26 protein-coding genes and 1 other annotated feature are annotated in these 23,601 nt (G+C 36.6%); of the genes, 4 read left to right on the plus strand and 22 right to left on the minus strand.

Translation table 11 applies throughout. The features are described from left to right. The first annotated feature begins 327 nt into the window (after window positions 1-327). Window positions 328-855, plus strand: a complete 528-nt coding sequence (locus O1A01_RS18600; protein WP_270064715.1) for a thermonuclease family protein — start codon at window positions 328-330, stop codon at window positions 853-855. Window positions 856-1,061: 206 nt separating this feature from the next. Here O1A01_RS18600 and O1A01_RS18605 read toward each other — a convergent pair whose 3' ends face one another. The 5 genes from O1A01_RS18605 to O1A01_RS18625 all read right to left on the minus strand — a co-directional run bounded on the left by O1A01_RS18605 (window position 1,062) and on the right by O1A01_RS18625 (window position 4,099). Then, window positions 1,062-1,202, minus strand: coding sequence for a YrzI family small protein (locus O1A01_RS18605; RefSeq protein ID WP_084380350.1), 141 nt, complete (start codon window positions 1,200-1,202; stop codon window positions 1,062-1,064). A gap of 20 nt (window positions 1,203-1,222) precedes the next feature. Next, window positions 1,223-1,360 (minus strand): YrzI family small protein, encoded by a 138-nt coding sequence (locus O1A01_RS18610; protein ID WP_084380352.1) that lies wholly within the window; start codon window positions 1,358-1,360, stop codon window positions 1,223-1,225. 21 nt (window positions 1,361-1,381) lie between these two features. Next, window positions 1,382-1,519 carry a YrzI family small protein gene (locus O1A01_RS18615; protein WP_084380354.1) on the minus strand — a complete coding sequence of 46 codons (138 nt, stop codon included), beginning with the start codon at window positions 1,517-1,519 and terminating at the stop codon, window positions 1,382-1,384. A gap of 702 nt (window positions 1,520-2,221) precedes the next feature. Further along, entirely contained in the window at window positions 2,222-2,455 is a 234-nt protein-coding gene (locus tag O1A01_RS18620) for a YrhC family protein (RefSeq protein ID WP_066414814.1), read from the minus strand. Window positions 2,456-2,563: 108 nt separating this feature from the next. Next, on the minus strand, window positions 2,564-4,099 hold the full coding sequence (locus tag O1A01_RS18625; RefSeq protein WP_270064716.1) for a carboxypeptidase M32: 1,536 nt from the start codon (window positions 4,097-4,099) through the stop codon (window positions 2,564-2,566). A gap of 181 nt (window positions 4,100-4,280) precedes the next feature. Here O1A01_RS18625 and O1A01_RS18630 point away from each other — a divergent pair, with 181 nt between their 5' ends. Together O1A01_RS18630 and O1A01_RS18635 are read left to right on the plus strand one after the other, a co-directional pair. Continuing rightward, window positions 4,281-4,805 carry an RNA polymerase sigma factor gene (locus O1A01_RS18630; protein WP_066414820.1) on the plus strand — a complete coding sequence of 175 codons (525 nt, stop codon included), beginning with the start codon at window positions 4,281-4,283 and terminating at the stop codon, window positions 4,803-4,805. After that, window positions 4,792-5,565 (plus strand): hypothetical protein, encoded by a 774-nt coding sequence (locus O1A01_RS18635; RefSeq protein WP_270064717.1) that lies wholly within the window; start codon window positions 4,792-4,794, stop codon window positions 5,563-5,565. The genes O1A01_RS18630 and O1A01_RS18635 overlap by 14 nt, the downstream gene beginning before the upstream one ends. A gap of 38 nt (window positions 5,566-5,603) precedes the next feature. Here the strand turns inward: O1A01_RS18635 and O1A01_RS18640 are convergent, their stop codons facing one another. From O1A01_RS18640 to O1A01_RS18655, 4 genes are read right to left on the minus strand one after another with little or no spacing between them, the layout of a single operon-like run. Beyond that, entirely contained in the window at window positions 5,604-6,740 is a 1,137-nt protein-coding gene (locus tag O1A01_RS18640; RefSeq protein WP_066414834.1) for a bifunctional cystathionine gamma-lyase/homocysteine desulfhydrase, read from the minus strand. 2 nt (window positions 6,741-6,742) lie between these two features. Next, window positions 6,743-7,666 carry a PLP-dependent cysteine synthase family protein gene (locus tag O1A01_RS18645; RefSeq protein WP_066414836.1) on the minus strand — a complete coding sequence of 308 codons (924 nt, stop codon included), beginning with the start codon at window positions 7,664-7,666 and terminating at the stop codon, window positions 6,743-6,745. A gap of 20 nt (window positions 7,667-7,686) precedes the next feature. Further along, the gene (gene mtnN, locus O1A01_RS18650; RefSeq protein ID WP_270064718.1) at window positions 7,687-8,385 is read right to left on the minus strand and encodes a 5'-methylthioadenosine/S-adenosylhomocysteine nucleosidase; all 699 of its coding nucleotides are present in this window, start codon (window positions 8,383-8,385) and stop codon (window positions 7,687-7,689) included. A gap of 24 nt (window positions 8,386-8,409) precedes the next feature. Next, window positions 8,410-9,051, minus strand: a complete 642-nt coding sequence (locus O1A01_RS18655; RefSeq protein ID WP_270064719.1) for a class I SAM-dependent DNA methyltransferase — start codon at window positions 9,049-9,051, stop codon at window positions 8,410-8,412. A gap of 182 nt (window positions 9,052-9,233) precedes the next feature. Here O1A01_RS18655 and O1A01_RS18660 point away from each other — a divergent pair, with 182 nt between their 5' ends. After that, window positions 9,234-9,446, plus strand: coding sequence for a DUF2536 family protein (locus tag O1A01_RS18660; protein WP_066414844.1), 213 nt, complete (start codon window positions 9,234-9,236; stop codon window positions 9,444-9,446). A gap of 246 nt (window positions 9,447-9,692) precedes the next feature. Here the strand turns inward: O1A01_RS18660 and O1A01_RS18665 are convergent, their stop codons facing one another. The 13 genes from O1A01_RS18665 to O1A01_RS18725 all read right to left on the minus strand — a co-directional run bounded on the left by O1A01_RS18665 (window position 9,693) and on the right by O1A01_RS18725 (window position 23,525). After that, the gene (locus tag O1A01_RS18665) at window positions 9,693-10,343 is read right to left on the minus strand and encodes a YrrS family protein (protein WP_066414847.1); all 651 of its coding nucleotides are present in this window, start codon (window positions 10,341-10,343) and stop codon (window positions 9,693-9,695) included. Window positions 10,344-10,377: 34 nt separating this feature from the next. Further along, entirely contained in the window at window positions 10,378-12,183 is a 1,806-nt protein-coding gene (locus O1A01_RS18670) for a peptidoglycan D,D-transpeptidase FtsI family protein (protein ID WP_270064720.1), read from the minus strand. Between the two features lie 52 nt (window positions 12,184-12,235). Continuing rightward, window positions 12,236-12,709: a transcription elongation factor GreA gene (gene greA, locus O1A01_RS18675; RefSeq protein WP_066414850.1), complete on the minus strand. Its 474-nt coding sequence runs from the start codon at window positions 12,707-12,709 to the stop codon at window positions 12,236-12,238. Between the two features lie 174 nt (window positions 12,710-12,883). Then, the gene (gene udk / locus O1A01_RS18680) at window positions 12,884-13,519 is read right to left on the minus strand and encodes a uridine kinase (protein ID WP_066414853.1); all 636 of its coding nucleotides are present in this window, start codon (window positions 13,517-13,519) and stop codon (window positions 12,884-12,886) included. 6 nt (window positions 13,520-13,525) lie between these two features. Then, window positions 13,526-14,797 carry a peptidase U32 family protein gene (locus tag O1A01_RS18685; RefSeq protein WP_066414854.1) on the minus strand — a complete coding sequence of 424 codons (1,272 nt, stop codon included), beginning with the start codon at window positions 14,795-14,797 and terminating at the stop codon, window positions 13,526-13,528. Window positions 14,798-14,818: 21 nt separating this feature from the next. Further along, window positions 14,819-15,748, minus strand: coding sequence for a peptidase U32 family protein (locus tag O1A01_RS18690; protein ID WP_270064721.1), 930 nt, complete (start codon window positions 15,746-15,748; stop codon window positions 14,819-14,821). Beyond that, on the minus strand, window positions 15,745-16,401 hold the full coding sequence (locus O1A01_RS18695; RefSeq protein WP_412766304.1) for an O-methyltransferase: 657 nt from the start codon (window positions 16,399-16,401) through the stop codon (window positions 15,745-15,747). Before O1A01_RS18695 ends, O1A01_RS18690 begins: the two co-directional genes overlap by 4 nt. A 280-nt stretch (window positions 16,402-16,681) precedes the next feature. Continuing rightward, window positions 16,682-17,818 (minus strand): endolytic transglycosylase MltG, encoded by a 1,137-nt coding sequence (gene mltG, locus O1A01_RS18700; RefSeq protein WP_270064723.1) that lies wholly within the window; start codon window positions 17,816-17,818, stop codon window positions 16,682-16,684. Window positions 17,819-18,140: 322 nt separating this feature from the next. After that, a complete protein-coding gene (locus O1A01_RS18705; RefSeq protein WP_066414866.1) occupies window positions 18,141-18,431 on the minus strand; it encodes a DUF1292 domain-containing protein in 291 nt (96 codons plus the stop codon). 10 nt (window positions 18,432-18,441) lie between these two features. Next, window positions 18,442-18,864 carry a Holliday junction resolvase RuvX gene (gene ruvX / locus O1A01_RS18710; protein ID WP_066414869.1) on the minus strand — a complete coding sequence of 141 codons (423 nt, stop codon included), beginning with the start codon at window positions 18,862-18,864 and terminating at the stop codon, window positions 18,442-18,444. A gap of 3 nt (window positions 18,865-18,867) precedes the next feature. Beyond that, window positions 18,868-19,134: an IreB family regulatory phosphoprotein gene (locus O1A01_RS18715; RefSeq protein WP_066414871.1), complete on the minus strand. Its 267-nt coding sequence runs from the start codon at window positions 19,132-19,134 to the stop codon at window positions 18,868-18,870. A gap of 81 nt (window positions 19,135-19,215) precedes the next feature. After that, complete coding sequence (alaS, locus tag O1A01_RS18720; protein WP_066414874.1) at window positions 19,216-21,849, minus strand: alanine--tRNA ligase; 2,634 nt, start codon at window positions 21,847-21,849, stop codon at window positions 19,216-19,218. Between the two features lie 97 nt (window positions 21,850-21,946). After that, window positions 21,947-22,158 (minus strand) — a binding site (T-box leader). 251 nt (window positions 22,159-22,409) lie between these two features. Continuing rightward, window positions 22,410-23,525: an RNA-guided endonuclease InsQ/TnpB family protein gene (locus O1A01_RS18725; RefSeq protein ID WP_066414877.1), complete on the minus strand. Its 1,116-nt coding sequence runs from the start codon at window positions 23,523-23,525 to the stop codon at window positions 22,410-22,412. Between the last annotated feature and the right edge of the window lie 76 nt (window positions 23,526-23,601).

The raw sequence follows: 23,601 nt of genomic DNA on the forward strand, positions 1-23,601 counted from the left end.
TATACTTATACTCTTTTTATTTCTTACAAAATACGGATAAATAATATAAAATTTCGACTATATTTTAAATCGAAATAAAACACACGAGATTCTAATTTCTCGTGTGTTTTGTATTTCTTTATATTTCTTCTGTACTCAACTCTGAACCAATTACTAATAAAATACTTAACGTTATGACAAGTCCTATCACAGCGGAAAACATGTAGCATCCCTCTTTCCTTTTCCTTTATACTTATAGTATAAGTGTTTAAAGGGCAGTTGCACTTTGGAAGAATTGAACATTTCTTTAAAGAAATATGGCAATTTTGTGAGAAAAGGAAGGTCAGCATGAGAAAACTACATAAAATCATTTTATTATTATTGTTAATCACTTTATTAGCTGCTGCTTGTTCTTTAAACAACAGCGAAGAAGCTCAAAGAATAGAAGTACCCGTTACGAGTGTGATAGATGGCGACACAATTAGAGTTTTAATTAATGGAAAAGAGGAACGAGTAAGATTTTTGTTAATTGACACACCTGAAATGAATCATTCTACGCCAGAAGAGCCTCAACCTTTCGCGGTGGAAGCAACTGAGTATGTTGAGAAGTTGTTAGAGGGCGGGACTGTTGAACTAGAGTTTGATATTAGTGAGCGGGACCGATACGGGCGCTTATTAGCTTACCTTTATGTGGAAGATAAAAATATTCAAGAAGAACTGCTACGAAATGGGTTGGCAAGAGTTGCCTACATATATGAGCCTAATACGAAGTATGTCGATCATTTTCAATCTATCCAGAAGGAAGCACAAAAACAAGAAATAGGGATTTGGAGTATTGAAAACTACGCTAGTGAAAATGGCTTTTATTTAGAATAACGAGTAGCTAAAAACGCAGAGGACTTTATCCTCTGCGTTTCTTATTAATCAGTTTCCAAATAACTGATGGCAGCATTACATGTAAAAACATTCCCGTTTCCCTCCGATTCCTTTAACTAAGTGGAATCTTCCTCCACTTTCATCCAATGTAAATACACTACTTTTATGATCATCACTATTCCCTCCCTTTCTACATTTCTCAGAAATTAGTATGGACGGTAATCCATTAGTTGTTTCACTTTCTCATCGTTCATTCTTTTTTGCACTTCTTCATAATGAAGTGTTTCTTCTACACTTTCTTTGTAACGTTTAATCGTTACTGTTATAAAAAGTAAATTTAATGTCATATGTTTTCACCACCTTGTTATTACAGATGAGTGTACAAAGGATGTTGAGCTTTCTGCTCTTCTATACTTTTGCTCACTTGTTCATAATGTAAATATTCTTCTACAGACGTTGTTTTTTTCGAAATTGTAACTGTCATGAATAATAGATTTAATGTCATTCTTTTTCATATCCTTTCGTTTTACAAATAAGTGTTCAGCAGTTGACGCACTTTCTGTTCCTCTAACCTTTTGTGAATTTGTTCATAATGTAAATATTCATCTACCGTTTGTGTTCTTTTTGAAATCGTTACGGTTAAAAATAAAAGATTTAATGTCATACTATTTCACCACCCTTCGTTTTTAGGCACAAAAAAGCCGCAAGTATCCCGTTGCGACTTTTAAAGCATATAAAAAGCCACAGACGGACATTCCACCTGCAGCTTAATGTATAAGTTAAGATTAGTGCAATACATTAATAAGTGAGCACAGCTCCGCTTGGTCGAACGTTTAAAGCATATTTAGTTTGTTTCATCATTGCATTGATTCTGATCATTTTATTCGACCTCCTTTATCTCACTTTTTTTATTACACAGGTAATTATATCCAACATTACCATCCTTGTAAACATAATTTTTAGAATTTTATTTCGACAAATTCCAAAAGCGAAGGCGGCTCGCTCTGGCCCGTACAAACTGGACTATTCCGGTAGGAGATAAAGGAAACGCTTTGGGAGCCGAAGGGGAGTTGATGTTGACTTATCGTACGGACGGAATGGGAAGTTTGATAGGGCCAAGCCGCCGGAGCTAGACGAATCCAAAAGCGAAGGGCGTTCGATCAAAAGTGGATGCGGCTTGCTTAGGTCCAATCAAACTGGAGCTTTTCCGCAGGAGATAAAGGAAACACTTTGGGAGCAAAGGGGAGCTGATGTTGACTTGCGTAGGCAACTCGCCCTGGATGATAGGCTCTGGAGCTATAAGGTCAAATTCTTTTGCATAAACAAAAGCAAAAAAAAATAAGACCATCCACTAATAGGAACGGTCTTAATCTTCTTGTTGTTCATTAATTAGTTTTTTTAACTTTCTCGTTTGAAATACAAAGAAGATTGCTAGAGCAAGGAAAAGAGATGTTGTACCCATCATTAAATAAATTTGAAGTGGCTCTTTGCCTGCATGTTGAAATGCTACACCAATATATAAAAATACACTCACAGTCATTAAAATCATTGCATATCTTTGATAATCTTTCATTCTAGTTTTTAGTTTTTGAATATCCACTAAAATCACCTCTGTATCTACTACTTTATCATAAATAGCTGTTATTCTCTGTTTGTAAATATTGTAAAAAAAAAGAGATGACCTCCATGGAAGTCACCTCTTTTCATCTTAAATATTGTATACTGCTGTATATTTTTCTTCTAAATACTCTACTAAATATTTCGCGTTAAGTTCTTCTCCTGTTACTTTTACGATTAATTCGTTTGGAGTATACAGTTTCCCATATTGATGGAAGTTTTCACGTAGCCACTCACGAATTTCCGAGAAGTTTCCAGTTTCAATGTGAGTGTAAAATTCCGGCATTTCCTTTAATATAGTATTTAACATTTGAGCAGCATATAGGTTGCCTAAGGAATACGATGGGAAGTAGCCGAAACCACCAAATGACCAGTGAATATCTTGCAACACCCCAACTGTATCCGTATCCGGTGTTACATTTAAATAGTCCTTCATCTTTTCATTCCATACTTTTGGCAAGTCTTTCACTTCAATTTCTCCACCAATTAACGCCTTTTCAATCTCATAGCGAATCATTATGTGAAGATTATAGGTTAATTCATCCGCTTCGACACGAATAAAACTAGGCTCTACAAGGTTAACGGAACGATAGAAATCTTCAAGTGATACATCTTGTAATTGTGTTGGAAAATGATCCTGTAAATCCCCATAAAAGTAAGTCCAAAACTCTTTACTACGAGCTACCATATTTTCTAAGAAACGAGATTGAGACTCATGAATACCGAAAGACGTTCCACGACGAATTACTTTTCCTTCAAACTCTTCATTTACCCCTTGCTCATACATTCCATGACCAGCTTCATGAATCGTTCCGAAGATTGCTGAGCGAACATTTTCCTCTAGATAACGAGTTGTAATACGAACGTCTCCAGTATTAACTGACTGCGCGAAAGGATGTACCGTCTCATCTAAACGACCGCCGTTCATATCAAAGCCTAATAACGGAAGGATATACTGGTTAAATTTCTTTTGTGCGTCAATATCATATTTTTGTGCAAAAATATCTTTACGCGGTTGAGAACTAGATTGCTGAATACGGTTTAATAGATTTACTGATTTTTCACGAAGCTCTTTAAATAATGGATCGAGTTTTTCGACTGTTAACCCCGGCTCGAACTCGTTTAATAACGCATTATACGGATGTCCTTCATACCCGTAATATTCAGCAAACTTCTTTTTGATTGTAACAATTTTTTCTAACACTGGTGCGAAGGAAGAAAAATTATTATTAGCTCGAGCTTCTTCCCAAACTTGGTTCGCATTGTTTACAAGAATGACATACTCTTGATATTCAGCTGTTGGAATTTTTTTGGATTTTTCGTATTGATTTTTTCTCTCCCTAATACAAGCCTTTGTTACATCATCCAACTGCTCGTATACGCCTTCCTCTGTTAATACTTGTAAGCAGTTACCCATTTCTTCTGAAATCGAAAGTTTAAAAGATTCGGTTGACAGTGTTCCGATCGCTTTAGAGAAGAACTTTCTCCCTTTTTTTGGAGCCACCGTTTTAGAATCCCAACCTAATAAGCCTAGCACATCACTATAATGGCATAGTTTTTCATCTAAAAGATTAAATGTTTCTAAAGCAGATTGAACTTTTGCATCTAGTGCAGGTGAAGTTGTCATCGTATTCCCCCAAATATGAAATTTATGAATATTATGTATCCTGAAAAATATTATATCACGGATTATTTCGGTAAACGAGGAATAACGTTTTGACATAAAAAATTAATTTTACATTTTTCACAACTTTTCCTTTAGCTAGCCGTCTAAACAGTGATAATTTTAAAAGAGAGGAGTGAACGTATTGATAGATAAACGAGAATCTGAAATAGAACAATGGTATCGCCAGTACCATCAAACGATCTATAAATACATAGTGGTACTTGTAAAAGATCCACAACAAGCTGAAGATTTAACACATGAAACGTTTGTCAAAGCGTATAAAAATTTCGATAGATTCCGTAGAGATTCTTCTCCCAAAACGTGGTTATTTCGAATTGCACATAACGTAACGGTCGATTATATAAGAAAAATGAAACCGATTCAATTATTTAAAGAAGTATTTCGGAATAAAGGAGAACAAGGCTTATCTGCGGAAGAGATTTTTATTATTAAGGAAAACTCTGAAGAACTTTTTGTAGCATTAAGTGAACTAAAAGACTCATATAAACAAGTGATCTTACTTAGAAAAGTAAAAGGTTTTTCGATTGAAGAAACGGCATTGATTTTAAATTGTTCCGAAAGCAAAGTAAAAGCAACGATGTTCCGAGCGCTGAAAGCATTAAAGGAAAAATTAAAAAAGGAGGTAACATTTTATGAATACGGATGAGAATGTTTTAGATCGAACCTTAAAAAGATTGGAGTATGATACAGAGTGGGACATCGACCGAGCGGAAGTTACTTTACAAAGATTAAAAAGTGATATAGCTGTTCAAAAACGAAAGGCTAACATATTTAAAAGGTTTTATGTTGCATCTATTCTCTCTTCTGTGGCCCTCATTGCATTTTTTATTGTATCTAATGTACAGACTATTAAAGATACTACTAGTTCGTTTTTAAATATGAGCGGTAGTTCAACTGCCCTTTATTACGAAGAAAACGACAGAATTATTTTAACGGATAAAGGATTAGAGCGTACTGTATTTCCAGTGGATGCGGAAAAACATATGGAACGTATTATTGGAGCTCCTGAATTATCCATGTACCTTACAGAAGATAAAACATTAACCGGTCAAGCAGTTTATATGTATGCTTTAGGTGGTAGCATAAGTATACACACGCAAAAAAATGAAAGAACCGTTGATGAAACTATGGAGCTATTACTTCCTCATAAAAAATTTCCAGCCACTTCCTATACATCGGAAGAAATTCAGATTGGTAATGAGAGAGGAGTATTGACACAATCCAACCAAGAATATGGTGGAGTACATTTACAAGTTGTAACAGAAAATTTTATTTATTATTTTTATATTTATAACGACCTTACTATCAAGACTTCTTCAGATGAGGGAATACAATTAATGAAGGACGATTTAATTCAACTCGCTTCTCTTCTCAACTATGAAAATGAGCATTTGAGCTGGAAATAAACAAGAAAACGAGCTAGAAAGAAACTAGCTCGTTTTTTTTATGCCTCTAACCCATTTTTCAAATCTGCAATTAAGTCTTCAACATCTTCAATTCCAACTGAGATACGAAGTAACCCATCTGTAATTCCGAGCTCTGCACGACGTTCAGCAGGGATAGATGCGTGTGTCATACGTGCTGGAACAGAAATTAAACTTTCTACCGCTCCTAAGCTTTCTGCTAGCGTGAAGTATTTTACGTTTGCTAATACTTGATCCGCTCTTTCTTCACTACCAACATCGAATGAAACCATTCCACCGAAACCGCCTGCTTGCTTTTTAGCAATATCGTGGTTTGGGTGATCTTCTAATCCTGGGTAATATACTTTTTGTACGAAAGGATGACTTTCTAGGAACTCGACGATACGACGAGTGTTCTTTTCTGTTGCTTCCATACGTAAACCAAGCGTTTTAATTCCACGCATTAGTAACCAAGAGTCTTGTGGTCCTAACACACCACCTGTAGAGTTTTGGACAAAATGCATGTCTTCCGCTAGTTTGTCGGAGTTAACTACAACAAGACCTGCCACTACATCACTATGTCCACCGATATATTTCGTTGCACTATGAAGTACAATATCTGCACCTTGTGAAATTGGTGTTTGCCAGTATGGTGTACTAAATGTATTGTCTACGATTGTTAAAAGGTTACGACGTTTAGCTATTAACGATGCTTGCTGAATGTCTGTAATTTTTAATAACGGATTTGTAGGTGTTTCAATATAAATAGCTTTCGTATTATCTTGAATAGCTGCTTCTAGCTCTTTTAAGTTACTAGTATCAACAAAAGTAGACTCAATCCCAAGTCTGTTTAATACTTTTGTCATTACACGGTAAGTTCCGCCGTACACATCATCCGTTAACACAACATGGTCACCACTATTGAATAACATCATTACTGCAGTGATAGCAGCCATTCCTGAACCGAACGCGAAACCAGCTTTTCCACCTTCTAAGTCTTTAATTAATTCTTCTAAAGCATAACGTGTAGGGTTACCTGTTCGAGAATATTCGTACCCTTTAAATACTCCTACTTTTTCTTGTTTGTACGTACTCACTTGGTAAATTGGTGTGTTTACCGCACCAGTATGAGGATCACCAACAATCCCTCCGTGAATAAGCTTTGTCTTTTTATGCATGTTTAAATTCCCCCTTCATAAATCTTCTTACTTAAATATCGTTCACTGCTATCTGCAAAAATAGTAACGATGTTCGTTCCTTGTTTTGCCACTTTTGCTTCTTCCAATGCTGCATGCAGCGCTGCGCCAGATGAACTACCTACTAATAGTCCTTCTTTTGTGGCCAGTTCTTTTACCCTTGCAAAGGCATCTACATCTAATACAGTATGGATCGAATCAAAGTACGCCGTATCCATATAGCCTGGTAGAAACTCCATTCCAATTCCTTCTGTTTTATGAGGTCCACTTTCGCCACCATTTAAAATCGAACCCTCTGGTTCTACAATAACAGTTTTCACTTCGCTCTTTTGCTGTTTCAAATATTTCGCAGTCCCCATAAACGTTCCACCTGTACCAGCTCCAGCTACGAACACATCAATTTGTCCATCTAGTTGTTCCCACATTTCTGGACCTAGTGTTTTAAAATACGTTTCTGGGTTTGCTGGATTTCCAAATTGTTGCGGACAATAGGAGTTTGGAATTTCATTTAATAGTGCCTGCGCTTTCGCAATTGCCCCTTTCATACCTTCACTAGTTGGTGTATGGACAATTTCAGCACCTAGCGCTTTCATTAATTCCTGTTTTTCGATACTGAATTTTTCAGGAACACAAACGATCACTTTATAGTTTGTACCAACTGCCGCTAACGCTAAGCCAATTCCCGTATTACCAGCAGTCGGCTCAATAATTGTTCCACCTTCTTTTAACTTTCCAGAACGAACTCCAGCCTCGATTAATTCTCTGCCTAGACGGTCTTTAATGCTACCACCTGGGTTATATAACTCTAACTTCGCAAAAAGTCGTACTCCTTCTGGTAATTCGAATTGCGTTAATTCTACGATAGGCGTATTACCAATAAGTTGATGGACATTTTTATATACTTTCAAGACCTTTTCCTCCAGATTGTTTACCCTTTTAATTCGGTTAACATATTTTCAATGAGCTGAGAAGAATGAAGAGCTGCCTTGCTTAAAAATTGTTCAAATGACACATTCGACTCTTTTCCGGCAATATCGGAAAGGGCACGAATGACGACAAATGGAGTTTTAAATGCATGGCATACTTGAGCGATTGCTGCGGCTTCCATTTCAGCTGCATATAGGTTCGGCATTTTTTCACGTACAGCCTCCACGCGAACAGGATCATTCATAAACGAATCTCCAGTTGCAATTAGCCCTTCAACTACTTGCATTCCAGAAACATGTTCTGCTGCTTTTTTCGCAACTTCCATTAGCTTTTCGTCTGCTACAAAAGCAGCTGGTAGACCTGGCACTTGACCGTATTCATAACCAAACACCGTTACATCTACATCATGGTGACGAACTTCTGTTGAAATAACTACATCTCCAACATTTAAAGAAGATAAAAAGCCACCTGCAGAACCAGTATTAATAACAACGTCTGGTTTAAAATTATTTAGCAGAATCGTTGTACTTAACGCTGCATTTACTTTTCCGATACCTGATTTTAATAATGTTACTTGAACACCATTTAATGTTCCGCTGTAAAATTCACAGCCTGCAATTGTTGTTTGCTCCATGTTTTCTATTTTGTCTCGTAAAATTGTTACCTCTTCTTCCATTGCTCCGATTATTGCTACGTTCATGTATAATTCCCTCGCTTTAAACGTTTAGTTTTTCGTCGCTTCCATCACCCAAACAAAATGATTAAACCTCGTAAACTGAACAGAAAATCCGTATTTTTCTACAATCTGCTTCAGTACGGGGATGGTTGTATAGTATTCCGTTTTTAAGTCTTCTGCTAGGTTTAGGAATTGATTTTTTTCTGCATGAGTAATTGTTACTTGATAAGCATTTTTATCTTCGAACATTGTGTCAGCAAATACTATTTTACCATTTTTACTAAGCATGTTGCTATAAAGCTCGATCGCTTTCTCTTTTTCTTCGTCTGTTAAATGATGAAAAGCATAACTACTTACGATGGAATGAACTTCTTCGTCTATAGGTGGAAACTGTAAAAAGTCTCCGTCCATTACTTTTACATGATTCGAAAGCTTCTCCTCCGCAATTTCTCTCATGGAAGGTGATGGTTCTATACCATAAACAGGTAAATGTTTATTTAATAAATGTTGCGTTAAATTTCCAGTACCTACACCAAATTCTAATACGTTACCTATCGCTTTATTTGCTACATTTTTTAATATATCCTCATATCCACGGAATACTTCCGTATATTCAACATCTTGACCAGAAACTGTTGCATCGTAATAGTTAGCCCAATCTTCAAAAAGCTCGATAAACTCTCTGCCCATTTTCATCACTCCGAATAATTTATATAATTCCTATAAGTATAGTATGAATTAAAATAATAACTGTTCTTAATCTACCATACATACACCATTTCATCAATAAAAATGTACTTGATTCCATTGTTTTCTTCTTATAGATTATTTGGTAGGATAGGCTAATAGGATTTGTTTTGGAGGGACTAATAATGAATTTAGATTTTCAACTGTTAGAGGATAAAATTGAATTTTTTGAAGCTGCAAATATAAAAGAATTACAAAAAAAAATCGACGAACAAATTGAACATAACCGAGCGATACTTTTAGCTGTACATTCTGTCTCACACCAAATGCATGTAACAGAAGAAGGCAAAACATTTTATAGCGCAGTCGTTCATTTTAAATTAAAGAAAAACATTTAGTAATTTGGCAATCGGAGGAAAAGGGAAGTTTGAGCTTGACCTAGCCGCCGAAGCTAGACATCTCCCCGCGGGGACGCACAGGACGTGCTAGTGTCGACCGTGCGACAGACGAAAGCGGTACGGTCGACCAAGCAAGCGTCTGTAGCGAAGTGAAACGAACAAGCTTATATCTGCAATCCTACTTTAAGGATGGTTAGACATACAAAAAAGTGCACCCATTTATCCGGATGCACTTTTTTTCGTATCTTACATATCCTTATCAACCGTTTGCTCTAGCTTAACAGGCTTCCAACCTTCATTTGTGACCCATTGTAAATACACTCTGTAATGCTCATTAGAAGCTTTCACCGTTACTCGAGCAATTGCAGCATGCTCATTTCCACCGTTTCCTAAAAACCATAACGTATAATCATTTTCCTGTACACCTAATGCACGATTAATCGCAAGAATTTTCTCCGACCAATCTACATGATTTGGATCATAAACCGAAGCATGTGGCTCTTGCTGGTTAGTACCAACTGGTGCCCAATTACCAGTTAACGTTCGAATAATAGTTTCATCATCCGATACTTCCTCTTCCATTGTAACTGGTTCTTCTTCTTCATTACTTTCCTCAGTAGCTGGTGGCTCTTCTGATTCGTTCGCTTGTTCTTCAGGCTCTTCTTCCGTTACACCTGTTTCCTCTTCTTCAGGCTCCTTATTCTCTTGTGAATCTCCTACAACAGGGTTCTCATCGTTGTTCGTTGTTGCTGGTGCAGTTGAACTACTTCCGAAAAAAAGTTTTACGGAAAAGAAAATGATTAATAAAAACACAATCGCAATTAAAATATTATAAATTTTATTAGATTTCTTTTTTCTAGCTGTACGACTATATCTTGGTCCGCTTACGTAAGACAATAGTTTCTCCTCCGTTTTTCTTTATCTTTTTTTATTATTGTAACAGGGCTCTCCCCTCTTTTAAAGTTTCATTGTGCTTATCCTTTTCAAAAATATTTTCTACCATTTGATAAAAAGCATTTGCCATCGCCTTCCTACTGTTCTCCGTTTCTAAATCTACTACAACTAGTGCATATTTAGGTTTCTCAAACGGAAAGTAACCTGCAAACCACCGGTTAACTAAAGGAACTCCGTTACTATTTCGTAGACCGGTTTCCGCTGTTCCACTTTTTCCAGCTACAGCGTATGGTAACTTATGAAAACTATGACCAGTTCCTTTTTCGTTTTGAACAACTTCTCTCAATAAATGTTGCAATTTAATAGTTGTATATTTAGAGACTCCTTCCACCTTTAAAGAATGGGATGGAAATTCATAAAGTGGCGAACCGGTACGGTAATGAATTCCCTTCACTACCTTTACCTCCATTGCTTTTCCTCCTCTAGCAATTGTGGCCATCATATTAGCAATCGCTAACGGTGTTACGCGCACTTCCTTCTGTCCTATTGAAGTTTGCGCGATTTCTTTTTGGCTGCGCTGACCATCACCCCATATAATTCCTGTTTCCTCTTGTGGAATTTGTTTAAAGTCCCTTAAATGAAAGACATTACCTTTCCAGCCGCTTGGCTCAATTAGACCAAGTCTACTAGCATATGTTTCGATAATACCAGGCATTTTCTGTTCTAATTCATAACCTAATGATGCAAAAGTATAATTACAGCTTTGCGCAAAACTCTCTTCAAAGGATAACGCGCCCTGCCGCTCTCCTCTTTCACCGTATAAATTTAAATTACAGTCAAATGGACGATTAGCCTTCACTAAATTTTTTTCAATAGCGGCTGCGGCAATGACTGTTTTGAATACAGAGCCAGGGAATTGACGTTCCAACATATAGTTTTTTGTCCCATTGTCTCCGAACGGGTCATTCCAATTAATATCCGGCTTTGAAACCATTGCAAGAACTTCATTTGTATCGATATCTAACAGTACGATTCCACCTTTTTTTATCCCTGCCTTTTCTACTATCTCTTCGGCAATTTGTTGCACTTCTCGATCAATAGACGTTTGAATTGTTAATGGGTAATACGGATTAGCTGGTGCACTATACCTCACATCTAATCCAAAAAGAGGACCACCGTTTCGATCAACGTGGTACAACAGTTTTGTTGAACCTTCTGGTAATAAAAATTCATCAAAGGCTAACTCTAATCCGGTGACACCAATAGGAGTTTTTTTGGAAAAATAATCCACTTTTATTTTATCTTCGTACCGATTCATAAATTCTCGTTCGTTTTCACTTGTTAAGCCAATTAAATGTTCCGCTTTTTTATCATCAATTCGAAATGAACGAACCATCGAAATGATTCCTGGAAACTGTAAGTCTGTTATCTCTTGCATCTGCTTTTCCGTTAATTGAATTGCCTGACCGTTTTGCTCTAGCAATACTGGAGTAGTAATACTCTCCACTACCCGCTCTAATGTATATGATGGAACATGTAAAATAGACGCGAGTTCTTCCTTCGGCCAATCTAATTTTTTTAAGAAGGGGAACAATATTACTGTTGGATAAAAATCGTGGGTAAGAGCTTTTCCATGTCGGTCTACGAAATGACCTCTACCTTCCTCGACAACTAAACTTTGCGTACGCTGTTCTACGCTTTTTTCTATTAAATTAATTCGTTTCGTTGAAAAAGATTCTGTACTTATCAGTTGAATTTGCATTAATCTACCAGTAAGGATTACAAATAATACAATTAAGAAAACACTTAAAGTTTGGATTCGGCCTTTCATCTTTTGATGCATAAAAAACACCTCATCTTCATTTTGGACGAGGTGTTTCTTTTTTAATCTTATATTATTTTATGTTAACGATTTTAACGTTCATTTCTCCACCTGGAGTTTGAATCGTCACTTCATCGCCAACTTTTTTACCCATTAAAGAACTGCCCATTGGAGATTCATTTGAAATTTTACCTTCAAAAGGATCAGCTTCTGCACTACCAACAATCGTATATGATTCTTCCTCTTCATCTGGAAGCTCTTTAAATACAACCGTTTTACCTAGAGTTACAACATCGCTATTTGCATCTTCTTGAATAATCTTTGCGTTACGAACCATTTGCTCTAATAAAGTGATACGTCCTTCCACAAACGCTTGCTCTTCTTTTGCAGAATCGTACTCAGAGTTCTCGGAAAGGTCACCGAAGCTACGTGCTATTTTAATACGCTCTACTACTTCTTTACGGCGTACCGTCTTTAATTCCTCTAATTCTTTTTCTAATTTTTCTTTCCCCGCTAATGTCATTGGATAAATTTTTTCTTGTGCCATTTATATTCACTCCTTCTAGTATTCACTTTCCCTTTTTGGTAAGAGGTTGTTGTATCTTCCATATTCAAAAAAGTGGGTCTTCTATGTATATGTGGAAAAAGATGTACCCATAAAATGGAATACATCAAACATTCATTTCCACTATTGGAAAAATCTCTAACTTCCCATATATTATTACATAATCGCCTTTTGTTCAAGAATTGTTTGAATTTTTGTTACCATTAAATCAATTGCTACATGATTTTGTCCACCTTCAGGAAGGATAATATCTGCATAACGTTTCGTAGGTTCAATAAATTGATTATGCATTGGACGTACCACATTCACATATTGATCAATGACCGAGTCGATAGTACGACCACGTTCTTTAATATCTCGTAAAAGGCGACGGATAATACGAATATCTGCGTCGGTATCAACAAATAACTTAATATCCATTAAGTTTCTTAATCTTTCGTCCTCTAATACGAGAATTCCTTCTAAAATGATAACTTCTTTCGGATCCACTTCAATTACTTTATTTGAACGTGTGTGTAACGTATAATCATAAACTGGTTTATTAACAGTTTTATGCTCTAGTAATTGTTTTATATGCTCGATTAATAAATCATTGTCAAAAGCAAGTGGATGGTCATAGTTTGTTTTTAACCGTTCTTCAAAAGGTAATTCTGATTGATCTTTGTAATAATAATCTTGTTCAATAATTAATATAGATTGGTTTTGGAAATGTTCATAAATTGATTTTGTAACACTTGTTTTCCCCGAGCCAGACCCACCGGCTACACCAATAACAATTGGTTTTTTACCCATTAGCAGTTATTGCTCCTTTCGCATCATGTTGTATGGGTATATTGGCTGTTCCACTTTAAATTTCACGATTTGAAGCGGGTGACGAGCTGCATCTAACTCATTACCGTCCTCATCCCAAATTTTTTCTACTTTTTGTGTGAAGTTTTCAATTTCCGGTCCAAAAAATTCTACTTCATCACCAGGTTTAAAGTAATTACGTTGTTGTAACGTAACCATTTTCGTTTCTTGATCATAATCAAGCACTAAACCGACAAAATCAAACGTCGTCTTTTTGCTATGATTACCAAACATTTGCTCTTTATACCCAGGAACTCCTTCAAAAAATGCTGTCGCAGTGTCACGATTCGCACATTTATCAAGCTCTTTTAGCCATTCTTGTTGAATGACAAAATTTTCTGGGTCGGCACAATATGCATCAATTACTTTTCGATAAACACTTACAACTGTGGCGATATAATGAATCGATTTCATTCTACCTTCAATTTTTAAACTATCAATGCCTAGTTCAATCATTTTCGGAATAGACTCGATAAGTTTTAAATCTTTCGGACTCATCGCAAAAGGTGCATCCTCTTCGGTATATAATGGATTTTCAGTACCGTTATCAATTGTATAAAGATCATAATCCCAACGACATGATTGACAGCAACCACCACGGTTAGAGTCACGAGCAGTCATATGATTACTTAATACACAACGTCCTGAGTATGCAATACACATTGCACCGTGAATAAAAGTCTCAATTTCAATGTCTACTTTTTCTTTCATTTCACGAATTTCTTCTGCACTTGTTTCACGTGCTAGTACGACACGCTCTAATCCTTCTTCTTTCCAGAACTGAACCGCTTTCCAGTTTGAGAGGGATTGTTGTGTACTTAAATGAACTTCAATACTCGGTGCAACACGACGACATGTTTCAATAATTAGTGGGTCGGCTACAATAATTCCGTGTACTCCTGCTTTTTCAATACCACGTAAATAATCTTCTAAACCATCAATGTTTTCATTATGGGCAAAAATATTAGTTGTTACATATATTTTTGCACCATATTTACTAGCAAATTGAACACCTTCTGCCATTTCTTCAAATGTGAAGTTATCAGCATTTGAACGGAGGCCATATTCTTGTCCACCAATGAAAACTGCATCAGCACCGTAACGAACGGCGATTTTTAATTTTTCTAAATTACCAGCTGGTGCTAGTAACTCAGGTTTTTTCACAATTACACGTTTTCCGTCAACTATTTTTGATATTTTATCATTAATAATCGTTGTCATTTCTGTAACCCTCCCTTGTTTTTAGTAAACTGTTTCTTTAAAGAAGAATCCTGTATCTAACGGGCGGTGTGGCTGTTGCTTTTCTTCTATTTGTTGTAATAAATCTTCTTTTACATCTTCATATTGATCACGATCATCAACACATAAATCAATGGCTTGGCGATAGCTTCTCGTAACATCGACAATGTATTCACGTGTTTGTAAAATACCATCTATTTTAAAGCTGTCAACCCCAGCGTCAATCATTTCTCCCAACTCATCAATAATACACATATCATTAGGACTCATAATATGTGTTCCATTTTCATCTTCAAAGATTGGATATTTATTTCCACGCTCTTTATCATGAAGTATCATGTTTTTACCAAGCTTACGATTTTCTATTTCCATCGCTTTTCCTTGATATTCAAAGTAGTTTCCTAATAAGGAACGTTTAGATTGGAACATGCAAACCATTCCATGAACTTGTACTTCAATTTCAACTTCTGCATTTTCTTTCGTTTCTACGATACTCTCCATATTGATTTCACGAGCTAGCACCGCACGTTTCGCACCTTTACGACCCCAATAGTTACATGTGTAGTAGTTTGTACCAGTAGTTTCCGTACTCCAATGTAACGTTAAGTTTGGTGTAGATTCTTTTGCTGCCATTAATACAGCTGGGTCTCCGAACATAACTGCATCGGCGTTTACACTAGCTAAAAATGTTAAATATTCTCCGAGCTCGTCCACTTTTTCGTTATGGAAAAGAGCATTCATTGCAACATACACTTTTTTTCCGTTCGCATGTGCTAGTTCTATTGCTTCTTTTATTTCATCACGGTTAAATTCCCCGGCAAGACGTAGCCCATAACGCTCTTCTCCAATGATAAAAGCGTCTGCGCCTGCATCAATTAATTCTTTCATATGTGCAACATCTATTGGTGTTACTAATAATTCAGGTTTTTTCATTTCATTTCACCTCTTCTTTTACTAATAGCAATACCATCACCAACTGGTAAAATAGTCGTAATATAATCTGGATGATTCATTAACCACTGATTAAAATGGTCAATTTTTTTTACTAAACTTTTTTTTCTACGTGGCTGAAGGTTGCTATAATCTGTAGCAACTAAACCTTTATAGAGGACATTGTCTGTAATGATGACGCCGTCAGGTTTTAAAAGCTTTTCATACATTTTGAAAAATCGTTCATATTGTCCTTTTGCTGCATCAACAAAAAGAAAATCATAAGGTGCAGCGTTCGTTACATCAGAGTGCTCCTCTAATGCATCTCCTAATACTAAATGGATTCGGTCTTGCAAGGTTGCTTCCTTCACAAATTGAACGGCTAAATTATAACGTTCTTCATCCCTCTCCACAGTAACAATTGTTACATCCGAAATCGCTTCTGCCATTCTTATCGCTGAATATCCAATTGCCGTGCCTATTTCAAGGATTTTTTTTGGTTGGTGAAGCCTTAACAGTTGAAGTAATGTTTCCATTCCGACAATATCCATTATTGGTACCGTTTTTTCTTCTGCTAAATGTTCCATTTTCGTAATTAATTCATTCCGAGGAGCAATAAGGGATTGTAAGTACGAAACAACTTCTTGTTTTTGTATATCCACGTTCCGGCTCCTTTCCCAATTTTTATCATAGAAAAGAGAGTTCTACTCTTATAAGGAGAACTCTGTTGTTAGGCGATTAAACCATCTATAGTGGTACTAATAATGCCTTCATTTTTTCTTGTAAAACTTATTGTTAACACTTTTTAAGATGTAAATTTATAGTAGACTAACGCATAATAAATAATAGTGTATTTCTGTCCATACGACAACTTGATATATTTTATCATAAAAAGAGAGGGAATGCGAATACAATTCACACCCCCTCCATTATCCATTATTCACCAGAACCTGTTATATGAGTTGCACGATCCCGATTATGTTCTTCTAATGTTCGGTTAAACAACACTTTTCCATCTGGTGTTGCTAAAAAGTAAAAATAATCTGTTTCTGCAGGGCGTAATGCTGCAATAATAGAAGTTTCACCTGCATTTGCAATTGGTCCGGGTGTTAAACCTGGGTATTTATACGTGTTGTAAGGTGATTCTACCTCTAAATGAACGAATAACGTTCGGTCTAAATGCTCCCCTAAAGCATAAGCGATAGTTGGGTCTGTTTGTAAAGGCATGCCTGTTTCAAGTCGATTATAAAAAACACTAGAAATATTTTCACGGTCGGTTTGAGCGGTTGCTTCTTCTTCAATTAAACTTGCCATCGTTAATACTTCATGAATAGTCATTTCTTTTTCTTCCATCTCTGCAGAATACTGTATGATGACTTCTTGCGTTTTTATCAACATTGTTTCGACAATTGTTTCTATTGACGGATTTTCCTCATAGAAAGGATATGTTGCAGGGAATAGGTATCCTTCTAACGGGTACATAACATCTTCTGTTAATATCTCCTCTGTTAATAACACAGGAAAGCGTGCCATCATCTTTTCAACAAACTCAGGATCATTTACTGTTTCTAAAAATTCTTCTTCGTTAACGTTTGCTCGATTCGAAAGAATAGTTGCAATTTCGGTTAATTGACGACCTTCTGGAATCGTTACTTGGAACACTACTTCTTGCATTATTTTCCCTTGTTTCAATTCTTCCATAATATCGTCTAATGTCATGGCAGGGCTTAGTGCATACTCACCAGCCTGAAAGCCTGATTCATTTTTGAATTTAACATAGTAGCGGAATATTTTCGCATTGTGAACTATTCCATTTTCTTCTAATATATTTCCAATTGCCGTTACGGAAGAACCTATCGGAATTTCGACAACTGTCGTTTCTTCTGCATTTTCATCTACTGGTTGTAAAGAATTTTTAACAAAACTATACCCACCAGCAACTATCGCAGTTAAACTTAGCATAAGTATTATAAAGACGATAAACACGATGCGACGAACTAATTTCGCTTCATGATGCTTTTCTAACAGTTTTTCTTTTATATCAGTTTCTTTCTCTTTTCTCTGTTCTGCCAAAAAAACCCCTCCTCTCGCTCAAATATATATTATACAACAAGTCTCTCTATTTTTTGACAAAAAACTTCGACAAATATATCATTATCTTTTTCTTTATTGCAGTGGAGTATGTTGAATAGAATTGGTAATTGATTGAAATTTTGAAGAGTGTGTGGCGAATAGGAGTATATTGGTTTCTGCTAATTGTAAAATGTGATAATTCATCTTGGACAGGTATTTTTAATTGTGGGTGGAAAATTACTGTTTAATTACGATAACTTCACTCTCTATTTGGATAATGTATCATAACAAAAAAAAGCACCATATTCGGTGCTTTTTCCGTTTATTCTCCGCCTTCGTCTTCTTCTAAAAACGTGTTTAACATTTCTTCAATCATGTCCCACTCTTCATCTGTTTCGATTGGGTCTAGGTTTCCACCTTCGTCCCCTTCTCCAGGAATGAAGCTTGATGCGTGGATTTCTATATCATCAGCATCATCTTCTTCTGCTCCAACAGGGTAATACAATACATATGATTTGCCGAATTCTTCCGATTCAAACGTAAATAAGATCTCACAAAGTTGTTCGTTTCCTTGTTCATCTACTACTGTAATTTGATTTTGACCATGTTCCATTTCATTCACCTCATATTGATGTTTTGCTGTCTAAATAACCTTGTAAGATCATGACAGCAGCTAACTTATCAATTACTTTCTTTCGTTTTTGTCTACTAACATCTGCGGAAATTAACATCTTTTCAGCGGCCATCGTTGTTAAACGCTCGTCCCATAGTACGACAGGGAGACCAGTTTTAGCAGTTAATTTATCTGCATATTGCTGGCTTGCCTCCCCACGAGGGCCAATTGTACCGTTCATATTTTTCGGTAAACCAACAACGACGAGTTCTACACCATATTGTGCAATAATTTGCTTTAGGCGTTTAAATCCTAAATTATTGGTTGCCTCATCAATCTTTATCGTTTCCAAACCTTGTGCAGTCCATCCTAATTCATCACTAATGGCAACTCCTACCGTTTTGGAACCAACATCTAATCCTAATATGCGCATGTATTACTCCTTACGATGATGTTCTAAATAGGACTTAACTAGTTCCTCAATTAATTCATCACGTTCTAATTTGCGAATTAATGATCTTGCATCTTTATGTCTTGGGATATATGCAGGGTCACCAGATAAAAGATATCCGACAATTTGGTTAATCGGATTATACCCTTTTTCTTGTAATGCTTCATAAACAGTGAATAATACTTCTTCCACATTTGTTTCCATTGAGTCATCCTGAAAATTAAATTTCATCGTTTTATCAAAGGAGCTCATGTCATGCACCTCACTTTAAGATTTCTTTTGAAATCTGGCTTGTCAATAGTTACCTCTATTGTACACCATTTACCATCAATGTTAAACGGATTTTACCCATTCTTCGACATATTGTAATGCTTCGTCCACTTTACTTGCATCTTTTCCGCCTGCTTGAGCCATATCTGGACGGCCACCACCGCCACCACCACAGCGAGTAGCAACTTCTTTCACTAGCTTTCCAGCGTGGTGTCCTTTTTCAATCAGGTCTTTCGTCACACCTGCCGTAATATTCACTTTGTCACCTTGAACGCTAGCTAAAACAATTACTGCAGAACCAATCTTGACTTTTAATTCATCAACCATGGAACGTAAGTTGTTCATATCAGTAGCAGGAACTTTTGCAGCGAGCATAGAAACCCCATTAACTTCTTTAACATTATTGAGCACATTTTGCGCTTCAATATTGCTTAGTTTCGTTGATAGAGATTCTTTTTCTCTTTGTAGTTCTTTAATTTCTAGCATTAAAGCGTCAATACGACTTGGAGCATCTTGCGGCTTCGTTTTTAATTTTGCAGACACGTCTTTTAATAATTGAACTTGGTCATTTAATAAACGGTATGCAGCTTCACCTGTTACAGCTTCCATTCTACGCGTTCCAGCACCAATTCCAGATTCAGATACGATTTTAAATAGTCCGATTACGGATGTGTTTGGAACATGACAACCACCACAGAGCTCTAAACTGTATTCTCCAACTTGTACAACACGTACAACATCGCCGTATTTTTCACCGAATAAAGCCATAGCTCCCATTTCTTTCGCTTCTTTAAGAGATTTATAATCAATGTTCACATCGATATTTGCCCAAATTTTCTCGTTTACGAGTGATTCAATCTTTTCTATTTCCTCTTGTGTTACTTGGCCGAAGTGTGAAAAGTCGAAACGTAAACGATCAGAAGTTACTAGTGAACCTGCTTGGTTAACGTGACCACCAAGCACATCTTTTAACGCTTGGTGTAAAAGGTGAGTTGCCGTATGGTTTTTAATGATTTGTTCACGGTTTCCACGGTCTACCTCTGTAGAAACAGTAACACCACTCTTGATAGTTCCATCTAAAACTACTACTGTGTGTAAGTTTTGACCATTAGGAGCTTTTTTAACGTCCTTCACTTTTGCTTTACCGGTGTCGCTAATGATCAGTCCTGTATCAGCAATCTGTCCTCCACTTTCAGCGTAGAACGGAGTCTCTTTAAGTATAAATTGTACTTCTTCGCCCTCAGTTGCTGCTTCCATTACTTCGCCATTTTTCACTATTACAGACAATACTGTCTCATTCGCTAACGTATCATAGCCAACAAAACTACTCTCTTCTTTAATCTCACCTAATGCTCCACCTTGCACTTGCATAGAATCAACATCTTGACGAGCTGCACGTGCACGTTCACGCTGAAGCTCCATTTCTTTTTCGAACCCTTCGTGATCAACAGTCATTCCATTTTCTTCAGCAAATTCCTCTGTTAGCTCAATTGGGAATCCGTAAGTGTCATAAAGACGGAATGCATCCACTCCGGAAATAACATCTTTTCCTTCTTCTTTTGCCTTTTGTAAAATAGTTGAAAGAATTGCAAGCCCATCATTTAATGTTTCATGAAAACGCTCTTCCTCCGTACGAATCACTCGTTGGATAAACTCTTGTTTTCCCTTTACTTCCGGATAGAAGCTTTCCATAATTTCTGCAACGACAGGTACAAGTTCAAACATGAAAGGACGATTAATATTTAATTTTTTTGCATAACGAACAGCTCTTCTTAAAAGTCGACGTAAAACGTATCCGCGTCCTTCATTGGAAGGTAACGCCCCATCACCAACGGCAAACGTTACTGTCCGTACGTGGTCAGCAACTACTTTAAAAGCAACATCTAATTCTGCTTCCTGACGATATTTTTGTCCAGAAATTTGCTCTGTTGCATTAATAATTGGGATAAATAAGTCTGTGTCAAAGTTTGTTGGTACGTCTTGAATAACAGATACCATACGCTCTAATCCCATACCTGTATCAATGTTTTTCTTTGGTAATGGTGTATATGTACCATCAGGGTTATGATTGAATTCAGAAAATACTAAGTTCCATACTTCTAAATATCTTTCATTTTCCCCACCTGGATAAAGCTCTGGATCATTAAGGTCATTTCCATATGCTTCGCCACGGTCATAAAAAATTTCTGTATTCGGTCCGCTTGGTCCTTCTCCGATATCCCAGAAGTTCCCTTCTAGTCGAATAATACGCTCAGCTGGAACACCGATTTTTTCGTGCCAATAACGATAAGCTTCATCGTCTTCTGGATGAATGGTAACAGATAATTTTTCTTGGTCAAACCCAATCCATTTATCACTCGTTAAGAACTCCCAAGCCCACTCAATTGCTTCCTCTTTGAAATAATCGCCGATGGAGAAGTTTCCTAGCATTTCGAAAAATGTATGATGACGTGCAGTTTTCCCGACGTTTTCAATATCGTTCGTACGAATGGACTTTTGTGCATTACAAATACGTGGGTTTTGTGGAATAACACGTCCGTCAAAATATTTTTTCAATGTTGCTACACCACTATTAATCCAAAGTAAGGACGGGTCTTCGTGAGGTACTAATGAAGCACTCGGTTCTACAGCATGTCCTTTTTCTTGGAAAAAGTCTAAATACATTTGTCTAACTTGAGCTGAAGTTAATTTTTTCATTTTCCTTAACCTCCTAGAAATATTAGCTTTACAGAATGGAACTCGCATAAAGCATTCGGCAAAATCTTTTTTACAAACAAAAAACTCCCGTCCCCAAAACAGGGACGAGAGTATCTCTCGCGGTACCACCCTGATTATGATAGAATCATTTTCTACCATCTCTCAGATGCATTAACGGCGCACGCCGGCAGGTTTTACGCTGCACTCCAGATTAGCGTTCGGTTACTCTTCATCTTAGAATTCTTTCAGCCTAGGAATTCTTCTCTTTTAAGATGGGCTGTAACGTACTCGATCTTTCATAGTGTTTCATCTTATGTAAGCTTTTGACTTGATTATATTTTAACGAACATCCCTTTGTCAATGTTCAGTCAACAACCCACCACTTAACGACCTTGCGGGCTGTTTGAAGTGGGGGCTTGCGTCTGTAAGAGTTTGACAGTGTTTCTGCCCTTGCAGAGAACAACTACGCTTATTCCTACCCAGTAGTGCGAACGAGCTATGCTCTCCTACCTTAGCGTGGCGGAACATAAGGACGGTTGACTTCGCCCCTACCGCAAGAGTTATACTCCTGTGGTAACTACACCAATATGTTCAATTCCTTTTCGGTGTAGATTCATTGCACCAATACGGTCATCATTTGATTGATATTGACAATTTTTACATGAAAAAGTGTGTAACTTTTTATTGCGATTTGCTTTTTCAATGTGTCCACATTTAGGGCAAGTTTGAGAAGAATATTTGGGGTCTACTGCTATTACTGTTTGACCATTTAATTCCGCCTTGTATTTAAGCATTTGACGGAACTGATAGAATGCCCAAGATACAAAAACATAGCGGTTTTTCACACGCACTTTTTCTGTTGCAGAACGAACACCTGTTAAGTCTTCTAAAACAAACATCGTACCTCTAGGGTATAGATCAACGAGTGCCTTTGTAATTCGATGGTTTACATCCGTTACATAACGGTTTTCTCTTGAACCGATTTGTTTTAGTTTCTTACGAGCAGATGGTGTCTGTCGCATTTGTAACTGTTTGCGGGTAGCTTTAAATACACCACGCTTATGCTTAACAACATTTCCGTTGTAAAAAGTGGTTTTACCTTGACTATCATAAGTAGTCGCAAGAAAGTTAATACCTAAATCAACACCAACGATATTGTTTACATTTACATAATCTAGCTTTTGATACTCTTTAGTCATCGGAATATGTAAGAACCACTTCTTGTACTTATTAACTAATTTAGCAGTACCGAATTTCCAAGTGCCATTGAAGTATTTCTTCATAGCCTTTCGCTCATAATTTAGCTTTAAACGACCATCCAGTGTATTCACACTAAATTGATTTTGGGTTAGTGAGTAATCACGATTCCACACAAGGTCATATTCTGGAAGTTTAAATCCAATCAAAGACCATTCATGTCCATTCGATTTTGCTGTCTTGTAGCGGGCGATTACAGTTTTCATCACAGATTGAGCCATTTGGCTTTTTAGTCCAAATTGATTTCGTAAATCAAAATAATATAAGTCGTTAAGTTTTACTTGATTTAGATTTTTCGTTTCGAATATGTGTTTCGATAACCAGTTACAAGCCTTACGATAAGCATTAGTTGTTATTTTTAGACTATCAGCTTGACTATCAGAAACATAGATTTGTATTTTTGCAGTAATGGTAGACATTATTTTCACCACCTTTCACTAACTAAATTATACTAAAAACTTTAGTGGAAGGTACATAACGAAAAAAGAGAAAGGA

It is taken from the genome of Sutcliffiella sp. NC1 (assembly GCF_027594365.1).
Taxonomy (GTDB): domain Bacteria; phylum Bacillota; class Bacilli; order Bacillales; family Bacillaceae_I; genus Sutcliffiella; species Sutcliffiella cohnii.

Bases quoted from the DNA above. Each gene is read 5' to 3' on its own strand.
- O1A01_RS18685 (WP_066414854.1), bottom strand. From the start codon at position 14,797: ATGACAACGATTATTAATGATAAAATATCAAAAATAGTTGACGGAAAA.
- O1A01_RS18605 (WP_084380350.1), bottom strand. From the start codon at position 1,202: ATGACATTAAATTTACTTTTTATAACAGTAACGATTAAACGTTACAAA.
- udk (WP_066414853.1), bottom strand. From the start codon at position 13,519: ATGGGTAAAAAACCAATTGTTATTGGTGTAGCCGGTGGGTCTGGCTCG.
- O1A01_RS18655 (WP_270064719.1), bottom strand. From the start codon at position 9,051: ATGGGCAGAGAGTTTATCGAGCTTTTTGAAGATTGGGCTAACTATTAC.
- O1A01_RS18670 (WP_270064720.1), bottom strand. From the start codon at position 12,183: ATGCATCAAAAGATGAAAGGCCGAATCCAAACTTTAAGTGTTTTCTTA.
- O1A01_RS18615 (WP_084380354.1), bottom strand. From the start codon at position 1,519: ATGACATTAAATCTTTTATTTTTAACCGTAACGATTTCAAAAAGAACA.
- greA (WP_066414850.1), bottom strand. From the start codon at position 12,709: ATGGCACAAGAAAAAATTTATCCAATGACATTAGCGGGGAAAGAAAAA.
- O1A01_RS18725 (WP_066414877.1), bottom strand. From the start codon at position 23,525: ATGTCTACCATTACTGCAAAAATACAAATCTATGTTTCTGATAGTCAA.
- O1A01_RS18690 (WP_270064721.1), bottom strand. From the start codon at position 15,748: ATGAAAAAACCTGAATTATTAGTAACACCAATAGATGTTGCACATATG.
- O1A01_RS18635 (WP_270064717.1), top strand. From the start codon at position 4,792: ATGAATACGGATGAGAATGTTTTAGATCGAACCTTAAAAAGATTGGAG.
- O1A01_RS18610 (WP_084380352.1), bottom strand. From the start codon at position 1,360: ATGACATTAAATCTATTATTCATGACAGTTACAATTTCGAAAAAAACA.
- O1A01_RS18625 (WP_270064716.1), bottom strand. From the start codon at position 4,099: ATGACAACTTCACCTGCACTAGATGCAAAAGTTCAATCTGCTTTAGAA.
- O1A01_RS18705 (WP_066414866.1), bottom strand. From the start codon at position 18,431: ATGGAACATGGTCAAAATCAAATTACAGTAGTAGATGAACAAGGAAAC.
- O1A01_RS18600 (WP_270064715.1), top strand. From the start codon at position 328: ATGAGAAAACTACATAAAATCATTTTATTATTATTGTTAATCACTTTA.
- O1A01_RS18660 (WP_066414844.1), top strand. From the start codon at position 9,234: ATGAATTTAGATTTTCAACTGTTAGAGGATAAAATTGAATTTTTTGAA.
- mtnN (WP_270064718.1), bottom strand. From the start codon at position 8,385: ATGAACGTAGCAATAATCGGAGCAATGGAAGAAGAGGTAACAATTTTA.
- O1A01_RS18640 (WP_066414834.1), bottom strand. From the start codon at position 6,740: ATGCATAAAAAGACAAAGCTTATTCACGGAGGGATTGTTGGTGATCCT.
- alaS (WP_066414874.1), bottom strand. From the start codon at position 21,849: ATGAAAAAATTAACTTCAGCTCAAGTTAGACAAATGTATTTAGACTTT.
- ruvX (WP_066414869.1), bottom strand. From the start codon at position 18,864: ATGCGCATATTAGGATTAGATGTTGGTTCCAAAACGGTAGGAGTTGCC.
- O1A01_RS18715 (WP_066414871.1), bottom strand. From the start codon at position 19,134: ATGAGCTCCTTTGATAAAACGATGAAATTTAATTTTCAGGATGACTCA.